This window comes from Arthrobacter sp. Z1-9 (genome assembly GCF_054792695.1).
The window spans coordinates 615,987-632,536 of sequence record NZ_CP096456.1 but is presented as its reverse complement, the minus strand read 5'-3'; the positions used below and the strand labels follow the sequence as shown (position 1 = coordinate 632,536).

General features: G+C 64.8%; 15 protein-coding genes. 8 read left to right on the top strand and 7 right to left on the bottom strand.

The annotated features are described in order from the left end of the window. Window positions 1-33 precede the first annotated feature (33 nt). Window positions 34-783: an HAD family hydrolase gene (locus M1D93_RS02935; RefSeq protein ID WP_461173703.1), complete on the bottom strand. Its 750-nt coding sequence runs from the start codon at window positions 781-783 to the stop codon at window positions 34-36. Window positions 784-1,185: 402 nt separating this feature from the next. Continuing rightward, window positions 1,186-1,824 carry an alpha/beta hydrolase gene (locus M1D93_RS02930; RefSeq protein ID WP_461173702.1) on the bottom strand — a complete coding sequence of 213 codons (639 nt, stop codon included), beginning with the start codon at window positions 1,822-1,824 and terminating at the stop codon, window positions 1,186-1,188. A 244-nt stretch (window positions 1,825-2,068) separates the two neighbouring features. Between M1D93_RS02930 and M1D93_RS02925 the strand changes: the two genes are divergently transcribed. From M1D93_RS02925 to M1D93_RS02905, 5 genes are all read left to right on the top strand, one after another. Next, on the top strand, window positions 2,069-2,326 hold the full coding sequence (locus tag M1D93_RS02925) for a DUF6458 family protein (protein ID WP_458780808.1): 258 nt from the start codon (window positions 2,069-2,071) through the stop codon (window positions 2,324-2,326). 315 nt (window positions 2,327-2,641) lie between these two features. Continuing rightward, window positions 2,642-3,448, top strand: a complete 807-nt coding sequence (locus tag M1D93_RS02920; protein ID WP_461173701.1) for a DeoR/GlpR family DNA-binding transcription regulator — start codon at window positions 2,642-2,644, stop codon at window positions 3,446-3,448. Further along, window positions 3,445-4,440 carry a 1-phosphofructokinase family hexose kinase gene (locus M1D93_RS02915; RefSeq protein WP_461173700.1) on the top strand — a complete coding sequence of 332 codons (996 nt, stop codon included), beginning with the start codon at window positions 3,445-3,447 and terminating at the stop codon, window positions 4,438-4,440. Before M1D93_RS02920 ends, M1D93_RS02915 begins: the two co-directional genes overlap by 4 nt. Before the next feature lie 2 nt (window positions 4,441-4,442). Next, the gene (locus M1D93_RS02910) at window positions 4,443-6,518 is read left to right on the top strand and encodes a PTS fructose transporter subunit IIABC (protein ID WP_461173699.1); all 2,076 of its coding nucleotides are present in this window, start codon (window positions 4,443-4,445) and stop codon (window positions 6,516-6,518) included. A gap of 63 nt (window positions 6,519-6,581) precedes the next feature. Next, window positions 6,582-6,860 (top strand): HPr family phosphocarrier protein, encoded by a 279-nt coding sequence (locus M1D93_RS02905; protein WP_013599585.1) that lies wholly within the window; start codon window positions 6,582-6,584, stop codon window positions 6,858-6,860. A 179-nt stretch (window positions 6,861-7,039) separates the two neighbouring features. Here M1D93_RS02905 and M1D93_RS02900 read toward each other — a convergent pair whose 3' ends face one another. From M1D93_RS02900 to ku, 3 genes are all read right to left on the bottom strand, one after another. Next, on the bottom strand, window positions 7,040-7,471 hold the full coding sequence (locus M1D93_RS02900) for an SRPBCC family protein (protein WP_461173698.1): 432 nt from the start codon (window positions 7,469-7,471) through the stop codon (window positions 7,040-7,042). Beyond that, complete coding sequence (locus M1D93_RS02895) at window positions 7,461-8,318, bottom strand: class I SAM-dependent methyltransferase (protein ID WP_461173697.1); 858 nt, start codon at window positions 8,316-8,318, stop codon at window positions 7,461-7,463. The genes M1D93_RS02900 and M1D93_RS02895 overlap by 11 nt, the downstream gene beginning before the upstream one ends. Before the next feature lie 255 nt (window positions 8,319-8,573). Continuing rightward, window positions 8,574-9,722, bottom strand: a complete 1,149-nt coding sequence (ku, locus tag M1D93_RS02890; protein ID WP_461173696.1) for a non-homologous end joining protein Ku — start codon at window positions 9,720-9,722, stop codon at window positions 8,574-8,576. 40 nt (window positions 9,723-9,762) lie between these two features. Here ku and M1D93_RS02885 point away from each other — a divergent pair, with 40 nt between their 5' ends. Next, window positions 9,763-12,339, top strand: coding sequence for an ATP-dependent DNA ligase (locus tag M1D93_RS02885; protein ID WP_461173695.1), 2,577 nt, complete (start codon window positions 9,763-9,765; stop codon window positions 12,337-12,339). Between the two features lie 66 nt (window positions 12,340-12,405). Here M1D93_RS02885 and M1D93_RS02880 read toward each other — a convergent pair whose 3' ends face one another. Both M1D93_RS02880 and M1D93_RS02875 read right to left on the bottom strand, forming a co-directional pair. Further along, the gene (locus M1D93_RS02880; protein ID WP_461173694.1) at window positions 12,406-13,704 is read right to left on the bottom strand and encodes an Nramp family divalent metal transporter; all 1,299 of its coding nucleotides are present in this window, start codon (window positions 13,702-13,704) and stop codon (window positions 12,406-12,408) included. A 125-nt stretch (window positions 13,705-13,829) separates the two neighbouring features. After that, window positions 13,830-14,771 (bottom strand): dihydrodipicolinate synthase family protein, encoded by a 942-nt coding sequence (locus M1D93_RS02875; RefSeq protein ID WP_461173693.1) that lies wholly within the window; start codon window positions 14,769-14,771, stop codon window positions 13,830-13,832. A 180-nt stretch (window positions 14,772-14,951) separates the two neighbouring features. On the opposite strand from M1D93_RS02875, the gene M1D93_RS02870 reads away from it, so the two are divergent. Then, window positions 14,952-15,986: a LacI family DNA-binding transcriptional regulator gene (locus M1D93_RS02870; RefSeq protein WP_461173692.1), complete on the top strand. Its 1,035-nt coding sequence runs from the start codon at window positions 14,952-14,954 to the stop codon at window positions 15,984-15,986. Window positions 15,987-16,124: 138 nt separating this feature from the next. Beyond that, window positions 16,125-16,550 carry a YciI family protein gene (locus M1D93_RS02865; protein WP_461173691.1) on the top strand — a complete coding sequence of 142 codons (426 nt, stop codon included), beginning with the start codon at window positions 16,125-16,127 and terminating at the stop codon, window positions 16,548-16,550.

Sequence of the window (16,550 nt, the reverse complement as noted above, 5' to 3'; positions counted from 1 at the left end):
GCGCGATGGGGGACGCCAGCCGGTACGGTGCGGCTAGAGGAGCTCGTCGAGCTCGTTCACCACCATGGTGGCCCCGGCGTCGAGAAGTGTCTGCCGTCCGGCGCCGCGGTCCACACCAACCACGGAGTGGAATGAGCCGGCGCTTCCGGCCTGGACACCGGAGACTGCGTCCTCAACAACCACGCATTCCTCGCTGGGCAGGTCCAGCAGCCGGGCTGCGTAATCGTAGGTGGCGGGGCTCGGTTTTCCCGGCAGGCCTTCCCTGGCTGCCACCACTCCGTCCACGACCACGGGGAAGTGGCTGCTGAGGCCTGCGGCCGCCAAAACAGCGGGAGCATTGCGGGAGGAAGAGACGACGGCGACCTTCAGTCCGCGTTCCAGCGCGGCTTCAAGGAACCGCACGGAGCCCTCGAAGGGCTCGACGCCGGCACTGACGATGTCATTGAAAATCCGGTTCTTCCGGTTGCCCAGGCCCTGGACCGTAATGTTGGCGGGGTCGTCGTCCGTGGGGCCTTCCGGAAGCACGATCCCGCGCGAAGCCAGGAAGTCCCGGACGCCGTCGAAGCGCGGCTTACCGTCAATGTGGTCGAAGTAGTCGCTTTCGCTGTAGCCGGCCACCTGCGGCTGGGACGCGAGGTAGCCTTCGAACAGCTCCTGCCACGCCCGCTCGTGGACGGTGGCTGTGGGGGTCAGCACCCCGTCCAGATCGAAAAGGATGGCAGAGGCGCCGGTCCAGGCCGAGAGCTCGGCGGTGGCGTGTTCGGTAGCCGTGTTTTCAGTCATGAGCGGTGGGTTGTCCTTTCAGGACGGCGGGCAGCCTCGAGGACGGGATGCTGTGGGAGTGTGGAGGCCTCGATGCCCGGACGATCCGCAGGCGCGGCAGTCAATGGCCGGCGCGCAGGCTGAGGGTTGCCGCAGCCTTGCTGATCGTTAATACCATCATGGACGTGTTGCCCGCCACCAGACAAGCCCGTGAAGGACGGGGCAGCGACCGCGAAGGCAAGGGCGCCATGCCGTATCGGCCCGCAGTAAAACGTCCGCACCGCACTGATCTCCTTGTCCGCCCAGTTCAGGGCCGCAACAACGGCCGAAGATGAGTGTAAGCGCTTACAAATTTGGCTGGCAACTGTTTTTACGCGCCATCCTTCCTGTGACGGACTTCTCACCCAAGATGGCCCGGGGCGCCTACGCCTTCAAAGCTCCATTGGGCTTCAACACGTAATGGCGCAGGAAGGCACTCACGTCCACCATCTCGGTTTTGGACATAGCATGTCCCATCCCCGGGTAGGTCCTGGCAGTCAGGAGGGTGTTTTCCTGGAGCCACTCCTCCGTATACGCAATCGCGTCTTCGTTGATGACCAGGTCAGCCTTGTCCCGCCCCCAAAAGAACGGCGGCTTGGTATCAAAGGACTCCGTCAGGGAGAGCAACTCATTTTCGAGCACAAAACCGGAAAGCCCCACAACTGCGACGTAATCCTTGGGGTGCAGGCGCAGCAGCGTGCTGGCCATTGCCATGCCCTGCGAGTACCCCAGCAGGCTGACGCTGCTGTGCTGGCCCTTGACGCTCTTAATCCAGGCCTGGACGGCGCTGGAGGCTTTGATGACGTCTGCAAAGTCATTGGCCAGGAAGTAGTCCAGCAGGAACCAGCCGAAGTGGTCACCGATGGGCATGGGGGCCCGCAGCGCCGCGCAGGTGAATTCTGGCGGCAGGTACTCAAAAAGGCGGACCATGCGCGACTCATCAGTGCCGTAACCGTGCATCATCACCAGCAACGGAGTTCCCGCCCGCTCGTCCTCCGGCTTTGACCACACAACTGTTTCCATCGAATCAGCCTAACGAGGCAGATCGGGAAGCACTTGAAGCCGTGCCGCACCCTACAGCCACAACAGGAACGGGAACCAAAAAACACATCAGCCACAAGCGCCCCACGTCCCACCGCCACCGAATGTCCTGAGACGGTCATTGAATACGACAACTCCGGGCTGTAGCGTGACGCTTAACGGGAAGCATGCTTAGCAACCGTCAATGGGCTCAGAACGCGCCCACCAGCCACAACAAGGAGCAGTCATGAGAATCGGATCCTCCATCTTCCTCATCGCCCTCGGCGCCATCCTCGCGTGGGCGGTCGCTCCAGGCCTCATCCCCTTCGTTGACCAGGTCCTGGTTGGCTACATCCTGATGGCCGTCGGCGTGATCGGCCTCATCGCCTCACTCATCCTCGCGTCCCCGGGCCGCAGCAGGCGCATCAGCGAAAGCCGCTCCGTCGTGGACCCCAACACCGGAGAGCGCATTACCCGGAACGAAAGCCGCGACGGCAGGCTGTAACGGCGCAGAAGAATCGCCATGACCCGCCAAGCCGGGCCGGACCCCACTGTGGTCCGGCCCGGTTTTCTTTTTCGCTGAGTCGTACTTCCTTGAAGGCGCCAGACCACGGCCCTGCCACGGTCCACCGCCCCTCGCAAGGATCAAACCTGCCCCAACTTTGTTTCATGTGGATTTCCATTGACAAACCAACACAAGCAAAGATAAAGTCAAGTAACTCAACATCATGTGATGCCAGTCACGCAGCAGCGGGCGTCTCAGCATCAGAAGCAGCACCATCAACAGCCGCAGGATCAGGCTTTACGCAACGGAGGGTATGTGTTTGCCGAGGAGCGCCAGCAAAAGATCGCCGAGCTTGTAGCCGGCACCGGCCGGGTCAGCGTGACCCTCCTGGCCGAGCGCTTCCGCATCACCACCGAAACCGTCAGGCGGGACCTCGCCACCCTCGAGAACGCCGGCACCGTCCGGCGCGTGCATGGCGGGGCCGTGGCGGCAGACCGCTTCAGCACCACCGAAGAAAGCGTCAACGAACGGGCCATCCAGCGGCCCGACCAGAAGATCCGGATCGCCGAGGCTGCGCTGGCGCTCATCCCCCGCAATTCCCGGGGCAGCGTCCTCATCGACGGCGGCACCACCACGGAAGTACTGGCGGACCTGCTCTCGCGGCGCACCGCCGTCGAGCCTTTCGACGGCGGAGCACCCCGGGCGGAACTGGTTGCCATTACCCACGCGGTTCCCATTGCCGGCAAGCTTTCGAGCGTTCCCGGCATCGCCCTGGAGATCCTGGGCGGCCGGGTACGCGGCATCACCCAGGTTGCCGTGGGCCAGGCAACAGTCGACGCCGCCGGCAGGCTTCGGCCGGATATTGCCTTCATCGGCACCAACGGCATCCACCCACAATTCGGGCTCAGCACTCCCGATCCCGAAGAAGCGGCCGTCAAGGCAGCTTTTGTCCGTTCGGCCCGCAGCATTGTGGTGCTGGCCGACTCCTCCAAGCTGGACACGGAAACCCTGGTCCAGTTCGCCTCCCTGAAAGACCTGGACACCTTGATTACAGACAGCGAACCCGGCCCGGACCTTGCAGCCGCCCTGGAAGAAGCCGGCGTAGACGTGGTGATCGCATGATCGTCACCTTCACAGCCAACCCCAGCCTGGACCGCACGGTAGCCCTGCCCGGGCCCCTGCAACGCGGCGAAGTGCAGCGCGCTGTCTCCGTCAGCCAGGAATCGGGCGGCAAGGGCGTTAATGTCTCCCGCGCCCTGGTGGCCTCCGGCCTGGAGTCCGTGGCCGTCCTGCCCGGCGCGGACAGCGATCCCGTCCTGGCCGGCCTGCGCGAAAGCGGCGTCCCCTTCGTTTCCCTCCCTATCAATGAGCCGCTCCGCACCAATGTTGCGCTCACCGAGCCCGGCGGAGTCACCACCAAGATCAACGAGCCCGGACCGCTGCTTGACGCTGACCAGCAGGAAGCCCTGATGAAGCTGCTGCTCGAGAGTTCCCGCGGTGCCAGCTGGGTGGTCCTGGCCGGTTCGCTTCCCCCGGGATTCCCGGCCGACTTTTACGCCACTGTGGCCCGCCGGATCCGCTCTGCGGGGAACGGAAATGCTCCACAGATCGCCGTCGACTCCTCCGGGGCCCCGCTGGCCGCCGCCGTCTCCAGCGACGGGGCCGGCAATGGCTCGGGAAAACCGGACCTCCTTAAACCCAACGCCGAAGAACTGGCGGAACTGGCTGCTGCAGCCGGCTTCGCTTCCCCGGCCACCGCTGACGAACTGGAAGCGGACCCGGCTGCTGCCGCAGCAGCAGCCACCGCCGTCGTACGTTCCGGTGTGGGTGCTGTGCTGGCAACTCTCGGATCAAAGGGAGCTGTCCTGGTAACGGCCGGCGGCGCGTGGCTGGCCACGCATCCGCCGGTCACCGCGGTCAGTACAGTCGGTGCGGGCGATTCCGCCCTGGCCGGCTACCTGCTCGCCCACGGCCAGGGCGCCGCCCCGGCCGATTGCCTTCGTCAGGCTGTGGCCCACGGTGCCGCAGCCGCCTCCCTGCCCGGTTCCACAGTTCCGGCAGTTCACCAAACCACCCCGGATGCCGTAACCATCACGGCCCTTCGAAAGGATTGACAGTGACTCAGCTCATCACCACGGAACTGGTCGAGCTCGACCAGAACCTGGGCAACGCGCCCGAGGCGGTGATCCGGCACCTGGCAAGCAAGGTAGCTGCCGCCGGACGCGCAACAGAAGTTGAAGGCCTCTTCGCCGACGCCTATGCCCGCGAGCAGAAGACCGCCACGGGCATCCCGGGCGGCATCGCCATTCCCCACTGCCGCTCCGCCGCAGTAACGGAACCAACCCTGGCCATGGCCCGCCTCAACCCCAAGGTGGACTTCGGCGCCAAGGACGGCCCGGCGGACCTGATCTTCTTCATCGCAGCCCCGGACGGCGCGGACCAGGCGCACCTTAAGCTGCTGTCCAAGCTCGCCCGGTCCCTGATCAAAAAGGACTTCACCGCAGCCCTGCGGAACGCCTCCTCCCGCGAGGAGATCGTGGACCTGGTGGACGGCGCGCTGGCAGACAAGCCCGCGGCCCATGCGGCTGCAGCCCCGGCAGGTGCCGCTGCTGCTGCGGGCGGTACCCTGAACGCTTCCGGGCAGTCCGGAGCCTCCGCAGTGGCAGGCGCCGCTTCAGACGGCCGCGCCGCCTCGGGACCCAGGCGCCTTGTGGCCGTGACGGCGTGCCCCACCGGCATCGCCCACACCTACATGGCTGCGGATTCCCTCGTGGCCGCGGCCCAGGAAGCCGGCGTGGACCTGCAGGTGGAAACCCAGGGTTCCTCCGGCGCCAAGCCGCTGGATCCCGCCGTCATCGCCGCGGCCGATGCCGTCATCTTCGCGGTGGACGTGGACGTGCGCGGCAAGGAGCGCTTCGCCGGCAAGCCCGTCATCAACGCTCCGGTCAAGCGCGGCATTGATGAGCCCGCCAAAATGGTCCAGGAAGCCCTGGCCGCTGCGGACAACCCCAACGCCCGCCGTGTCCCGCACTTCGGTGCCGAGGAACAGGCCGAGCACGACGCCGAGGAAAAGGGCGAGCACATCGGCCAGAAGCTGAAGCGTGCCCTGCTGACCGGCGTGAGCTACATGATTCCGTTCGTCGCCGGCGGCGGCCTGCTGATCGCCCTCGGCTTCCTGCTGGGTGGCTACGACATCACCACGGTTGCGGACAAGGTGGTTGTAGAGAACAACTTCGGCAACCTGCCTGAGGGCGGCCTGACCACTTACCTCGGCGCAGTGCTGTTCAAGATCGGCGCGCTGTCCATGGGATTCCTGGTCCCTGCACTCGCCGGCTACATCGCCTACGCAATTGCCGACCGGCCAGGCATTGCACCCGGTTTCGTTGCCGGTGCAGTCTCCGGGTTCATGGGCGCCGGCTTCCTCGGCGGCATCGTCGGCGGCCTGCTCGCCGGCTACATGGCCCACCTGATCGGGACCTGGCAGGTTCCGCGGTGGCTCCGCGGCCTGATGCCCGTGGTGATCATCCCGCTGCTCGCTTCCATCTTTGCCTCCGGCCTGATGTTCCTGGTCCTCGGCGGCCCCATCGCAGGCCTCACGCTGGCCCTCAACGGGTGGCTCTCGGGCATGACCGGCGCGTCCGCCGTCGTCCTGGGAATCATCCTCGGCCTGATGATGTGCTTCGACCTGGGCGGTCCGGTCAACAAGGTGGCTTACGCCTTTGCCGTCGCCGGCCTGAGCGCCGGCAGCGCCGACAACCAGGCGCCGTGGCAGATCATGGCAACCGTGATGGCCGCCGGAATGGTCCCGCCGCTGGCGATGGCCCTGGCCACGGTTCTGGACAAGAAGCTCTTCAGCCTGGCCGAGCGCGAAAACGGCAAGGCCGCCTGGCTGCTGGGTGCGTCCTTCATCTCCGAAGGTGCCATCCCGTTCGCCGCAGCCGACCCGCTGCGGGTCATCCCCGCCAGCATGGTGGGCGGTGCGCTCACCGGCGCACTCTGCATGGCTTTCAACGTCACCTCGCAGGCACCCCACGGCGGCCTCTTCGTGTTCTTTGCCATCGGCAACCTGCTGATGTTCGTGATCTCGATCATCGCCGGAACCATTGTCAGCGCGCTGGCAGTGGTGGCACTGAAGCGTTGGGCAGCCCCCAAGAGCGCTGCTACGGTGGAGACCGTTCCAGCAACGGTCTAACCTGCCTCACCCACTACCTGTCCGGCGCTGAACGCCAGCCACCCGGAAGACAAAGGAGCAAAAATGCCAGAACGCACAGCAACCGTCGCCAGCCGCGTGGGCCTGCACGCCCGCCCCGCCGCCATCTTTGCCGAGGCAGCAGGAGAATACGACCTGGACATCACCATCGCCCGCGAAGGCGAACCGGCCGATGAGGCCATGGATGCGGCCAGCATCCTCTCCCTCATGAGCCTGGGCGCCTCACACGGGGACGTTGTAGTCCTCCGGGCCGAAGGCGACGGCGCTGACACCGCCCTTGACCACCTGGTGCAGATCCTCGAAACGGATCACGACGCCGAGTAGCAGCACAGCTGCTTAGGTAGTTACGCAGCGCGGCCGTCGTCGGACTTTCCCTCCCTGGGGGAAGTCCGACGGCGGCTGTTGCGTTTAATCACGCCCCTCCCCTACCCAAGTAAGTAGCCCTAAGTGTCGTTATGGGCTCCCATAACGACACTTAGCGCTACCCAGTTGCGTGGGGCGGGTCAGCCGCGCTCGGAGAGCCTCTTGACGTCAGCCACCAGCTTGTCCCACATGCCCTTTGAGTGCTCGGCAGCCTCCGCGCTGGCGTTGTTGTCCTGCGACAACACCAGCAGCGTGCGGCCGCCCTGGTCCTGAAGCGTCCAGGTCAGCGTGTGATAGTTTTCCGGCTTGTCTTCCTGGCCGCCCAGCGGGCTGAAGTGCGTGTAGACCAGCCTGCGGCCGGGCTCCACCTCAACGACCACCCCTTTGTCCTGGTAGTCCTTGCCCTCCCAGCTGCCACTCCAGGTGATGGGTCCGCCCACAGTCCAGTCCGTGCTGAGCTCGGTGCCGAACATAAAATCCCTGGCGGCGGCCGGGTCCGTGATGACGTCCCACACCCTGGCGGGCGGTGCTTCTACAGTGACCGAGGACGTGACGACGAAATCACCCGGCATTACCCTTGGCCTTTTTGGCGGTAAACAGCAGGTACTCCCACTCCATACGGAACGGAGTATCCCCATGGGCGTCACCAAACGACTCGGCCAGGTCCGTCAGCGCCTTATCCAACTCCTTGACCTTGTCCCCGTCCTCGGCGATGAACTTGTAGACGGAGATGGTGGGTCCGTAGTGGGACTTGAAGTAACGGACAAAGTCCTCCGGCTGGTGGAAGCTGTTGACCCCCAAGGTCTTTTTCCGGGCGTTGGTTTCGGTGATCCTGTCACCGAAGAGTTCGCGGAGGTGGTCCTCGCTCCCCCACAGCGGTGGCGGCTGGGCACCCGGTGGCGGCGGCGGGGCAAACGGCTTGAGGGTGGCGAACATCCTGCCAATGAACCCCTCAGGAGTCCAGCTCAGAAGTCCGATGGTGCCTCCGGGCTTACACACCCGCAGGAGCTCGTCGGCTGCCGGCTGGTGATGGGGCGCGAACATCACGCCGAGGCAGGACATCACGGTATCGAACTCGTCGTCGCCGAAAGGCAGCGCCTCCGCGTCCCCTTCCTGCCATTCCAGCTCCACGCCACGGTCCGCTGCCTGGTGGCGGCCGGCGTCGAACAGTTCCGGGGTGAGGTCGCTCGCCACAACCTTCGCACCCATCATGGCGGCGGGAATTGCTGCATTGCCCGCCCCCGCGGCCACGTCGAGGACCCTCTGCCGGGAGTTGATGCCGCAGGCTTCCACCAGGACGGCCCCCAGCTCCGGAAGCAATTCGCTTGCGAGCGCAGGATAGTCCCCTGACGCCCACATGGCACGGTGCTTCTGCTTGAGCGCCCGGTCCGCCTCGAGGACATCTGTTTGGTCATCCATGACTGTGCCTCTCTACTGTGATGGTTCGTCAGTGAGTGAACAGCGCGCTGCGGCCACAGCGGAGGCTGCGATGCGACTCATTGTGAACTCGACAAACTCCGCTGTAAAGAGAGCAGCTGTAAGGGAGCCAGCTGCACAAGACCGACAGAGGCAGGCAGGTGGTACAGAAGCGCCGGCTACCGAAAAGCAAGCAAGCTTAGTAGTTTCGTATTCATGGCATTAACCCCGGGAACAGACGCCGCCGGCCACGGACCCTCACGCCGGCTTGCGCGCCCTGGTGCCCGTTGCCTTGCTCGTGGTGGTTTTAGCGGCCGGTTTGGCAGTGGACTTGGCCGGGGTGGACTTCGCCGCAGTGGATTTATCCGCCGTGGACTTTGCTGTGCCGGCCTTGGCTGCAGTGGATTTTGCCGTACCCGTCTTGGCTGTACTGGTCTTCGTTGTACCGGTCTTCGCGGCCGCCGGTTTCGCAGCGCCGGACTTGCTCTCACCCGACGAGGAATCAGCGGACTTGCCGGCAGTGGCCCTCTTGCGCGCCGGCGTGGCGGCCTCTTTGTCGTCACCGGAGGCTTCGTCAGTCGAGTCCCCGCCACCCGCATCCGCAGCGGCATCAGCCCCACCCCCGCGTTTCCGGTCCAGGCTGCGTTTCAGCGCTTCCATCAGGTCGATGACTTCGCCCTTGCCGCCTTCACCGGCTTCCACGCCGAAGGTTTCCTCGGTATCCAGGGAGTCGCCCTGCTCCAGTTTGGCCTCAATGAGCTGGCGCAGCTGCACCTGGTAGTCATCGGTGAAGTGCGCGGGATCAAAGTCGGCCGCCATCGACTCCACCAGCGCCGCGGACATGTCCCGTTCCTGCGGCGAGATCTTGATGGAGGCGTCCAGGGAAGGAAAGTTGGCTTCGCGCACCTCATCAGGCCAGAGCAGGGACTGGAGCACCAGGACGTCGTCCTTGATGCGCAGGGCGCCCAGCCGGGTCTTCTCCCGCAGCGCGAACTGGACGATGGCCACCCGGTCCGTGTCCTCCAGCGCACGGCGCAGCAGCACATAGGCCTTGGGCGACTTGGAGTCCGGCTCCAGGTAATAGCTCTTCTCGAACATCATGGGTTCAAGCTGCTCGGACGGGACGAACTGCACCACTTCGATCTCGTGGCTGTTCTCGGCGGGAATGGCCTTGAGCTCGTCCTTGGACAGGATCACCGTCCGGCCGTCCTCCTCGTAGGCCTTCTCGATGTCCGAATAATCGATGACCTGGCTGCACACTTCGCACCTGCGCTGGTAGCGGATCCGCCCGCCGTCGGCATTGTGGACCTGGTGCAGACTGATGTCATGATCTTCGGTTGCGCTGTAGACCTTCACGGGCACGTTGACCAGGCCGAACGCGATGGCACCTTTCCAGATGGCTCTCATTCCCTAAGTCAACATCACGCAGCGCCGGAGGTGAAGCCCCATGGCCGCGGCTAAGGAGCGTGTCCGGGTTGCCGGCAGGGAATTGACCCTCACCAACCTGGGCAAAGTCATCTACCCGGAGACCGGCACCACCAAGGCAGACGTGCTCGCCTACTACGCGGCAGTGGCACACGTCCTGATCCCGGCTGCCGCCAACAGGCCGGCCACCAGGAAGCGGTGGGTTAGCGGCGTCGGTACTGAAGGGAACCCCGGCGAGGTGTTCTTCCAGAAGAACCTGGAGGACTCCGCTCCCGGCTGGCTGCCGCGCGCCGCCATTACCCACAAAGACCGGACCATCCACTATCCGATGGTCAACGACGCCGCTACGCTCACCTGGTTCGGCCAGATCAACTCGCTGGAAATCCACGTTCCCCAGTGGCAGGTGGACTCCCACGGCAACCAGCTCAATCCGGACCGGCTCGTCCTGGACCTGGATCCCGGCGAAGGCGCCGGCCTGGAAGAGTGCGTGGAAGTGGCCCTCTTGGCCCGCTCAATCCTCGAGGACGTGGGCCTGGATCCCGTCCCCGTGACCAGCGGCAGCAAAGGCATCCATCTCTACGCACCCCTGGACCGGAGCCAGACCTCCGATCAGATCTCGGCCTTTGCCCGCGAACTGGCACGCGCCTTGGAAGCCGACCACCCAGACCTCGCCGTCAGCGACATGAAAAAGACCCTGCGCAAGGGCAAGGTGCTGGTGGACTGGAGCCAGAACAACGCGGCCAAAACCACCATCGTGCCCTACTCGCTGCGTGGCCGTCCCACCCCGATGGTTGCCGCGCCCCGGACCTGGCAGGAAATCGGCGCTCCGGGCCTTCGCCACCTGGACTATCAGGAGGTGCTGCGGAGGGTGCAGGAAGGCAGGGAGCCCTTTGCCGCCGTCGTGAGCGCCGCCGGACAGGACTCCGAGGCACGCAACGACCATCACGACGGCGACCCCCGCCTGGGCAAGTACCGCTCCATGCGGGACCCGCAGAAAACACCGGAGCCCTTCTCCGGCGCCGCCGGCAGCGGCGATGCCTTCGTCATCCAGGAACACCACGCCAGCCGGCTCCACTTCGACCTCCGCCTCGAGCATGACGGCGTCCTGGTGTCCTGGGCCCTGCCCAAGGGGGTGCCGGAATCCGGCGGCAAAAACCACCTGGCCGTCCAGACGGAGGACCACCCGCTGGACTACCTCACTTTCCAAGGCACCATTCCCAAAGGGGAGTATGGCGCCGGTGAGATGACCATCTGGGACACCGGCACCTATGAACTGCATAAGTGGATCAATGGCAGGGAAGTCATCGTGACGCTCACCGGTTCGGAGGGTGGCGGCCTGGGCGGCACCCGGAAGTTCGCGCTGATCCATACGGGCCGGGGGCAGGGCAAGGACTCAGAAGGGCAGTGGCTGATCCACCTGATGGACAAGGACCATCCCAGCAGCCGGCAGCGTCATGCGCCGGCGCGGGATCTAGGGCCGGAAGAAGCGGAGGACGAAGCTGTTGAGGCTGCGGCCGTCGGTGAGAAGGCGGCGGACGGCGTGAAGCCGGAGCAGGAAGAGGAGCGGGAGGATGCCCAAGGGCCGGACGACGAAGCTGAAGAAGCCCCTCCGGCATCGCCTTCAGCCGCCGCTTCGGCATCACCCGAGGATTACAGCCCCATGATGGCCACCTCGGGGACAACAGCCGATCTGCAGGGCAGCAACTGGCAGTTCGAGCTCAAGTGGGACGGGGTCCGTGCCATCCTCGTTGCGGACGAGGATGCAGTGCGGATCTTCAGCCGCAACGGGAACGACGTCAGCAAGACCTACCCCGAATTCACGGACCGGAGCTGCTGGCCGCCCCGGCCGTTTGTCGCGGACGGTGAGATCATCGCCGTCGGGCCCTCAGGCAGGCCGGACTTCGGGCTGCTTCAGGGGCGCATGAAGCTCACCCGGCCCGGCGACGTCGCCAAAGCGCGCAAGGCCATCCCCGTCCGGCTGATGCTTTTTGACCTTTTGTACGACGCCGGCACGGACCTTCGCAGGCTGCCCCTCGCCAAGCGGCGCCACCGGCTGGAAGAGTTCTTCAGCCCGTCGGACTGCCCGGTGGATATTTCCACTGTGCTCGAAGACCGGGTGGAGCACATCCTGGAAAGCGCGCAGGAACTGGGCCTCGAGGGCGTGATGGCGAAGCGCACGGACAGCCGCTACGTCAGCGGGCAACGGACGCGGACCTGGATCAAGCTCAAGCTCGACCAGACCCAGGAGGTGGTGGTGGGCGGCTGGCGGCCGGGCAAGGGCGCCCGCCAGGACTCGGTGGGCTCGCTGCTGGTGGGCATCCCGGAGGGACGCAACCTGCGCTACGTGGGCCGGGTGGGCAGCGGTTTCAGTTTCCGCGAGCTGACGGAACTCCGTCAGACCGTGGACCGCCTCGCCAGGAAAACCTCCCCGTTCCAGGAGGTCCCCCGCGAGGATGCGGCGGACGCGCACTGGGTAGCCCCTCAGCTGGTGGGTGAAGTGACGTACAGCGAATGGACCGGGACGGGACGGCTTCGGCATCCGGTGTGGCGCGGTTGGCGGCTGGACAAGGAGCCGGCGGACGTTGTGGACGAAGCCTGACAGCCGCAGGAGAGCCCCCTGCTTGCGCAGGGGGCTCTCCTTATGGTTGCGGCTTGGTGGGGGTTGTTAGCCGATCAGGGTGGTGATGAGCCGGAAGGACAGGGCGAAGATGGCGATGAGGCCGATGGCTCCGAAGAGGTTCTGCCACCATTTGTTGCGAAGGTCTCCCATGACGGCGGTTTTGTTGGCCATGGTGACGATCAAGACTCCGAGCAGGGGTGCGATGAGGACAGTCAGGGACTGGGCGATGACGATCAGGCCGACGGGGGAAGACTGGAATGAGAGGGTAATGATCAGGCCGAAGGCCAGGATCATTGCGGTGAAGATGCGTGCTGCAGGGGACCCTGCCTTGGCGCCGCGTCCGACGGCGTCGGAGAGCATGGTGCCGCCGGCGGTGGCGTTGGCGATCATGGAGGAGAACGCGGCTCCGGAAAGGCCGAGTGCAAAGAGCATCGCGCCGACGGGGCCTGCCAGCGGGGTGAAAATGGAGGCCAGGGCGTTGATGGTCCCGGCCTCGGCTCCGGTTTTACCGAGTACGGCTGCGGCGACCATGATGACCAGGGCCGTCATGATGCCGGGGGCGACGATGCCGGGGATGGTGTCGACGAGGGTGATGTCGCGGTAGTCGGCGCGGGTGCGGCGGTGTTCTTTGATGCCGTAGGAGGTGTAGAAGGCGGCGTTGATGGAGAAGTTGGTGCCCACGAGGGCAATGATGAGGATCTCGCTCCCGGCTGGCAGCTGCGGGACCATGCCCTCGAGGGACCGGTACCAGTCGGGCTGGGCGACGACGGTGCTGGCGATGAAGGCGATGCCCATCAGGACAACGATGACCAGGAGGGCTTTTTCGACGATGCCGTAGACGTTTTTGAAGGCCAGGACGATGCCGACGGCGATGGTGCAGACGACGGTCCAGAGGACTGGGGAGCCGCCGAAAATAAGGGAAAGTCCCAGTCCGGATCCGACGGCGTTGCCGACGGAGAACATCAGTGTGATGCCGAAGACGCCGAAGCCTGCCAGGACGCCCACCCATTTGCCGAGGTGGTCCTTGATGGACGTGATCAGGGAGGTTGGCGTTGCAATGCCGAGCCTGACGCTCATGTCGGTGAAGAAGATCATCAGGATGGTGGAGATGGCGATGACCCACACGAGGCTGTAGTCGAACCGGCTGCCGGCCTGCACGGCGGTGGTGAGGTTGCCGGGGCCAAACTGCCAGGCTCCGACGACGAAGGCCGGCCCCATGAGGGCAAGGTAGCCCAGGAAAGTCCGGTGCTTCTTTGTGGTGCCTTGGGTCGGGTTTCCTTGCTGGGTTGCCATCTGGTCTTCCGTGGTTCCGGGGTGGGTGATGGTCTTATTCTGCTCGCGCATCGGCGAGTCCTCCTTATACAGCGACACTGCTGGGGGCGTCATTGGCCCTGGGACGGAGAGTAAAAGCTGGGGCACGGGTGGCGGGCCAAGGGCCCGCCACCCGTGAGGACCCGTGATGGGTGGGGTCAGACGGCAGCGGTGGTGGTGACCTTGCCGATGTTTGCGGCGGCGAAGGCTTCCGCAATTTCGGTATCGGCGCCTTCCGGCAGGGGCAGGAGCGGGGTGCGCACTGTGGCGTGGTCCAGAATGCCGCGGTTCACGAGGCCCCACTTCAAGGCGACGGTGCCCTCCATGTGGGACCCGCGGTGGTATACGTTCTTGGTCACCGGGAGCAGCCGCTCATGAATGGCGTGGGCACGCGGGTAGTCCTGCGCCTTGCCGGCCTCGATGAGTTCGACGAGCAGTTCGGGGGCGATGTTGCCGTAGCCGACGAGCAGACCGTCGACATCGAACATTGTCGGCAGCAGGTACTCGTCATGGCAGGACAGCACCTGCAGCTCGGGGTACGCGGCGCGCAGTGCGGGGATCTCGGTGTACCACCGGCGCATGTTCCGGACCCCGTTCTTCGTGGCAAAGACGCCCTCCTGGCCGGCGATCTCCAGCTGAGTGTCGAGGTCGTAGGTCGCCTTGGTGTTGTCGGGGTACTGAAACAGGATCAGCGGCAGGCCGGACTCTTCATAGATCTCCTGGTAGCGCGACTGCGGCGCGCCATTCTGGTATCCGAAGCGCAGCCACCCGTGCGAGGGGTAGACGAGACCAGCTGACGCGCCGGCCTCGACAGCCTTCTTGGCCTCGAGGGCCGCGGTCTTGTTGCCCTCCTTCGTGATGCCCGCCACGACCGGCACACGGCCGTCGGTCGACGCCACGAACGCGCGGATAACATCCAGCTGCTCCTCTTCGGTAAGGAACGTGCCTTCGCCGGCGTGCCCCAGGACGACGAGGCTCTTCACGCCCTCGATCGATCCGAGCCACGAACCCAGACGCTGGATCGCAGCGAAGTCGACAGCGCCATCTTCGGTGAACGGGGTGACAGGTGCGGGGCTGAGTCCGCGGAGATCGAGTGTCATTGCAGCTACCTTCTTGTCTTCATTGATGGTCGGTAGTCCCGCCGGTGCTTTCTCTTCAGATGAAAACGTTTGCGGGAACGTTTTCAATATTGCAACGTGTCCCACCTCACTGTCAAGGGAACGTTTGCAAAAAGGAGGAATAGAGTGTCTGGTACGCCCCTGTTGAAGAGGAGAACCAGCATGGAACCGGCCGTCCCCGGTACGATCGTCACCCTCAAAGACGTCGCCGCGGCCAGCGGCGTGAGCATCTCAACGGCTAGCCGCGCCCTCGACGAACGCACCACTTCCCGTTCAGCGGCGGCCGCCCATGTCCGGAAAATAGCCGAGGAGCTGGGCTATCGCCGGAACTCCTTCGCCTCCAACCTGCGCCGAGGTGAGACCCGAACCCTCGGCGTGCTCGTGCCGCGGCTCAGCGACACGGTAATGGCCCTGATGTTTGAGGAACTCGAGCGGGCGGCGGCCGACCGCGGGTACTTTGCCATGGTGGCCACCAGCGGCGATGACCCCGACGACGAACGCCGGGCAGCGGAGACACTCCTGGACCGCAATGTCGACGGGCTGATCCTGGCCACTGCCCGAATCGACGACGATTTACCCAAACACCTGCGTGAACGGGGTGTGGCGCACGCGCTCGTCCTTCGCACCGACGGGGTCAGCCCCTCGGCTCTTGGTGACGATGAGGTGGGCGGATACCTGGCCGTCCGGCATCTGATCGATCTCGGGCACCGTGACATCGGGGTGGTGACCGGGCCGGTCTTTACCTCTACCGGGATGGCCCGCCTCGCCGGTGCCCGCAAAGCCCTCGAGGGTGCAGGCATCCATGCCAGGGAAGACTGGCTGATTGCCGCCGGCTATGGCATGGAAAGCGGGTTCTCCGCCGCGGAAGCTTTGCTGGCCGACGACTCCGGAAAACGACCCAGCGCGGTGTTTGCCGCCAACGACAACCTGGCCATGGGGGTTATCGCCGCCGCCCACCGCCTCGGTATCACCGTGGGAGAAGACCTTGCCCTGGTCGGCTACAACGACATACCCCTCGCCTCCCGCCTTTCAACCCCACTCTCGTCCGTGCGGGTGCCCCTGGACCAGATTGCGGGCAATGCGATTGACCTCATCGTGAACCCGGGCAAGGAACCCAGGATCCGGAAATCCCTGCCCACCCTGATACCCCGCCAGTCCAGCGGTTCACCCCGATACTCAGCACCGCAGGCACGCTAAGGGCTCCTGGTCAGAAATACTTTGGCCATTAAGCAACTTTGAATAAAAATTCTTCTCGTCATGTCGATCCGCTCCCTGCCCGTTCGACGCGATAGTAGAAGGACGAACGAGGCGTCCTCAATACGAAGGAGAAGAACCATGAAGTTCATGCTGATTATGCGCGCTACGGACGAGGCCAAGAAGGCCTACGAAACGGCGGACATCGAACAGATTATCAACGCGATGGGCGCCTACAACGAATCCCTCATGAAGGCCGGGGTGCTACTCGCCGGTGAAGGGCTCGCCGACGATATGAGCGAAGCTTTCGTTGTCGACTTTTCGGGCGAGAACCCCATTGTTACCGACGGCCCGTACGGGGAAACCCACGAACTGTTCAACGGATTCTGGATCATCCAGACCGCCAGCAAGGAAGAGGCGGTCCAGTGGGCCAGCCGCTGCCCCCTGGGCCCGGGCAACAAGCTTGAAGTCCGCCGCGTGACCGATATGAGCGACTTCGAGGACTTCTCGGACAACGAGTTCCTGCAAAAGGAAGCCGGCTGGCGCGAGGAACTCAACCAGCCCTAG

What these genes read in the sequence shown, in the direction of transcription:
- M1D93_RS02935 (WP_461173703.1), bottom strand. Translation starts at nt 783, where the DNA reads ATGACTGAAAACACGGCTACCGAACACGCCACCGCCGAGCTCTCGGCC.
- M1D93_RS02930 (WP_461173702.1), bottom strand. Translation starts at nt 1,824, where the DNA reads ATGGAAACAGTTGTGTGGTCAAAGCCGGAGGACGAGCGGGCGGGAACT.
- M1D93_RS02925 (WP_458780808.1), top strand. Translation starts at nt 2,069, where the DNA reads ATGAGAATCGGATCCTCCATCTTCCTCATCGCCCTCGGCGCCATCCTC.
- M1D93_RS02915 (WP_461173700.1), top strand. Translation starts at nt 3,445, where the DNA reads ATGATCGTCACCTTCACAGCCAACCCCAGCCTGGACCGCACGGTAGCC.
- M1D93_RS02905 (WP_013599585.1), top strand. Translation starts at nt 6,582, where the DNA reads ATGCCAGAACGCACAGCAACCGTCGCCAGCCGCGTGGGCCTGCACGCC.
- M1D93_RS02900 (WP_461173698.1), bottom strand. Translation starts at nt 7,471, where the DNA reads ATGCCGGGTGATTTCGTCGTCACGTCCTCGGTCACTGTAGAAGCACCG.
- M1D93_RS02895 (WP_461173697.1), bottom strand. Translation starts at nt 8,318, where the DNA reads ATGGATGACCAAACAGATGTCCTCGAGGCGGACCGGGCGCTCAAGCAG.
- ku (WP_461173696.1), bottom strand. Translation starts at nt 9,722, where the DNA reads ATGAGAGCCATCTGGAAAGGTGCCATCGCGTTCGGCCTGGTCAACGTG.
- M1D93_RS02885 (WP_461173695.1), top strand. Translation starts at nt 9,763, where the DNA reads ATGGCCGCGGCTAAGGAGCGTGTCCGGGTTGCCGGCAGGGAATTGACC.
- M1D93_RS02880 (WP_461173694.1), bottom strand. Translation starts at nt 13,704, where the DNA reads ATGCGCGAGCAGAATAAGACCATCACCCACCCCGGAACCACGGAAGAC.
- M1D93_RS02875 (WP_461173693.1), bottom strand. Translation starts at nt 14,771, where the DNA reads ATGACACTCGATCTCCGCGGACTCAGCCCCGCACCTGTCACCCCGTTC.
- M1D93_RS02870 (WP_461173692.1), top strand. Translation starts at nt 14,952, where the DNA reads ATGGAACCGGCCGTCCCCGGTACGATCGTCACCCTCAAAGACGTCGCC.
- M1D93_RS02865 (WP_461173691.1), top strand. Translation starts at nt 16,125, where the DNA reads ATGAAGTTCATGCTGATTATGCGCGCTACGGACGAGGCCAAGAAGGCC.